The 3,634-nt window shown below is 60.8% G+C and carries 4 protein-coding genes; all 4 read right to left on the reverse strand.

The features are described 5' to 3' along the window. Positions 1-888: type IV secretory system conjugative DNA transfer family protein (locus EN935_RS26465; RefSeq protein WP_164771355.1), on the reverse strand; the 888-nt coding region annotated here is incomplete at its 3' end. Between the two features lie 11 nt (positions 889-899). After that, positions 900-1,925: a P-type DNA transfer ATPase VirB11 gene (gene virB11 / locus EN935_RS26470; RefSeq protein WP_127373773.1), complete on the reverse strand. Its 1,026-nt coding sequence runs from the start codon at positions 1,923-1,925 to the stop codon at positions 900-902. Continuing rightward, positions 1,922-3,382, reverse strand: a complete 1,461-nt coding sequence (virB10, locus tag EN935_RS26475) for a type IV secretion system protein VirB10 (RefSeq protein ID WP_127373774.1) — start codon at positions 3,380-3,382, stop codon at positions 1,922-1,924. The genes virB11 and virB10 overlap by 4 nt, the downstream gene beginning before the upstream one ends. After that, a partial coding sequence (locus EN935_RS26480; RefSeq protein ID WP_164771356.1) for a TrbG/VirB9 family P-type conjugative transfer protein occupies positions 3,379-3,634 on the reverse strand: 256 nt, incomplete at its 5' end. The genes virB10 and EN935_RS26480, both read right to left, overlap by 4 nt.

Genomic DNA, 3,634 nt, shown 5'->3' on the forward strand with positions numbered 1-3,634 from the left:
ATTCATGATCTCGAGGATTGTAGAGAAGGTCTTCTTCTGGTTCGGGATCGCAGGCGATTCCATGACGAAGGACGCGATGCCGGTAAAAAGAAGGCGGGCATCGTTGACCCAGTAGGGATCTGCGTTGGAAGGGGGGCGCGGAAACAGCGCCGCTGCGATATTGCGAAGGTCGATGTCGCGCTGCGCCGAATCCAGCGAGATGAAGTCCATCGGATTGTAGCATGCGGTATTGCCGTCCGGATCAGCCGGCGCGAAACGCACCACACGGCTCATGGTTGAACGGTAGCCGGCAGTTGCCGCATAGGTCTCGCCCCGCAGGTCGAGAACCACAAGCGAATGCGGCCAGGTCAGGGCGTTCGGGATGATGAGAGACGTGCCTTTACCGGAGCGCGGCGGCCCTATGACAAAGCCACCGACATCATCGCCATCAATCCACAATTTCTTGCCACCAATCAGCTTGCGCTGCGTCAAGTGGATCTTGCCGGAGCGCTGATCGCGGCCGGGCGACAGAATTTCGGCAAGCCTACCGCCGGCTCGACCAACGAAGACGCCGCCCACTTTCGTCAGGCCGGTTTTTGATACGTCGCTCATGGTCATGAAGCGAGAGTCATTGCGCTTTCTCGGACGCATGAGAAACAAGCTGACCAGTGGCAAAAGAAACCCTAATGCTCCCGCTGCAACGGCGTATTGCATCCGGTCAAAAGTTCTCGCGGTCACGTCAGCCCAGGCCAGACCAACAACTGGCAAAGGATTGGCGTTCAGCTGGTCAAACAGGACGTGGGAGCCAGTCCTGTACCAATCAATCGCGGCATAGGCGACCGTGAAGAACAGGACGCCCAGGGCCATCGCCACGAGCACCATGAAAATTGCTGTTGCGACTTTCTGCATGGACGGCCTCGCTAGATTGTCTCCGCCTTGGTGAACTTGATCTCGCTGATGGCGCGTCGTCCGCCCTCGGTGCGGACCATCTGGACGACCACCGGAATGACCTCGCGCAGGTAGTCGAGGATTTCGCCTCGTGAGAGGCCTGAGCTGCCCTGCATGACCATGAGCGCCAGCCGCTCGTAGGCGGACCGGGCCGAGTTGGCATGAACGGTGGTAAGCGAACCCGGGTGACCGGTGTTGATCGCCTGGAGAAACGCGAAGGTTTCAGCGCCGCGCAACTCGCCCAGCAACAGACGGTCGGGTCGCATGCGAAGGGAGGCCTCGAGTAGCTGTTGGGCGGAGACTTTGGCAAGGCCCTGATCGCCCTTCGATGCTATCAGAGTGACGTTGTTGGGAGCCGGCAGCCTCAGTTCGCGGGTGTCTTCGATCGTGATGATCCGTTCATGGACCGGGATCTCCTTCAGGAGTGCATTCAAGAATGTCGTCTTCCCGGTCGACGTCCCGCCGGAAACGACAATCGAGACGCGGTTGCGCACCGCATATTGCAGGAAGTCCATTGGCGATGTGTCGTGTAGCATCTCGACAAGTCGCTTTTCTTCCGATGAAAGCGCCAAGCCGGCACCCATCGCCGTGTTCTCGAAGGCGCCGAGATCCTTGTAGGCATCAAGGCTCATATCCATGATGACCTGCTTGCGGATCGAGATCGCCCCGCCTTCGGGAGCCGCGGGCGGCAAGATGCATTGGATGCGCTCACCAGACGGTAGAGCGGCCGACAGGACCGGGTTTTCTTCGTTGATGACCTGATTGGTCGCCGAGGCGACGCCCGTCGAGATGTTGCGTATCCAGCCCGGCGTGACCTCGCGCTTGATGACGTGCTCCATTTCCTTCGCGCCAAGGCGTTCGATGAACAATTCGCCGGGCCTGTTGATCGCAATCTCGGACACCGCATCTTCGTTCAAATAGGGCCATATCGGCTCCAGATGAGCGCGCAGGACCGGAGCTCTGGTCCATGGGTCGGGGAGGGGATGCACGGCATTCATTTCACCGGGCTCCCATAGCCGGGATAGAAATTATCCTTTGGCGTGTAGAGAGGCGTCGGATCGATCGCCGTCTTCGGCCGCCCACCTGCCTTCATTCGTGCAACTTCTTCCTGAACGGGATCGGCGTACAAATCCGAAAAATCGAGATCTCGCCGCACCAGCACGACAACCGATGTGCCCTGGTCCACATAGACTGTCGGGCCAATGTTCTGTGTGTCGCGAAACGCCTCTTGCGCGAGTTGCTGCAGGGCGGTCGATGACTTATCGAACGCGATGCCGCGGGCGTCGCGCTGCGAGCCATTGCCACCATAAGTTACCGTCGTCGTCTCACCGGTTACGGGATCGATCGTCGACACCTGGCGCTGTTGTCCATCCTGGCTGCTGTCGCCAAGCGAGGACAGATATTCAGAGACACCGCCAACAACGGAAAGCATGATGGCGTTCCCGTACCGTTCAGCCCAGTGCGTATCGACACGGCCGCCCATGCCACCGCGGCCGAGCGCGTCTGCACCGGGTGACTTGATATCGACGGAAATGCCGTCCGAGCGTATGACCCTGTTCCAGACGATGAAAACACGCTTTTGTCCGCGCGCAAGCCCCGAGCGGTATTCTCCGGTGAGGCGCGAGCCCTTCGGAATGAGGATCCGCCTCCCGTCGAGCGAAAACACGTCCTCACGCACGACAGCGCGCACCGCGCCGGGAAGGTCGGTGTTAACAGCGGTTTCCAAATAGCCGCGAAGGATCGTTCCTTCTGGGATCAACGCATCGGTGCGTCGGAAGATTTTTGCTTTGACGATGCCGGAAGAGCTTGCCTCGGACTGTGCCAGGAATGCCTTGTTGGGATCACTGTCGGCTCCGGGGACCGGGACGATCTGACCGTCGGGCGCGATTTCGACCTGTGCCGCCTGGGCGCCGGCATCCGTCGAGCCGGTTTCACCATTTGTCACCATCTGGTTCGACCGCAAGCGTTCCCACACCGCCTTTTCATGCTCGGCGGCCTCAGCCTTGCGGCGAGCCTCGTCCTCAGCCGCGGCCTTGCGGCGGGCCTCTTCCGCCTCGGCCTTGCGGCGAGCTTCCTCGGCCGCCATTTGTGCCTCCAGCGCGCGCCGCTGCGCATCAAGGTCTGCGCCCTCCTGCACGATCTGATCGACATTGTCAGCCTGCTGCGTGCCACTCTGGTCGGCGGCCGGCGGGGGCACCACGATCTGGTCGATCGTGCCGTCGGCAGGTTGAGGCGGCTCGTTCAACGCCGGCGGGCGAAACTCCGGCGGGTTGAAGTTTTCCTCGGCATCGCTGCGAAGATCGCGCGATACCGGCTCGCGAGGCCAGTTCAGCCATATCAGCGCGCCTACGAGCACCACGCCGAGGCCGACCAGGGCGATTTTGGTACCCACACCCGCACCGCGGCGCGCCACCGTCGGGCTGCCGTCCAGTTGGTTATAATCGATCTGGGTCATCCCCGCCCTCCGCTGGACCCGAACAGGGTGGAACCGCCTGTTAGTTTCGTTGGACCGTAGACCTGCTCGACTGGATCGATGGCGTTGGGTCGAGCCCGGTTGTATAGGCAGAGCGTCTTGCCATCGGCTCGCAAGGTGAATTGCCGTGCCACCTTGTCGATGACGGTGTATTTGCCCTGAGTGCGAACGTTGACCAGAGACTCATGGCGGTTGTCGTCGACCACGAAAATCGCTGGAATGTCACCCTTGAAT

It is taken from the genome of Mesorhizobium sp. M7D.F.Ca.US.004.03.1.1, assembly GCF_003998635.1.
GTDB lineage: Bacteria > Pseudomonadota > Alphaproteobacteria > Rhizobiales > Rhizobiaceae > Mesorhizobium > Mesorhizobium loti.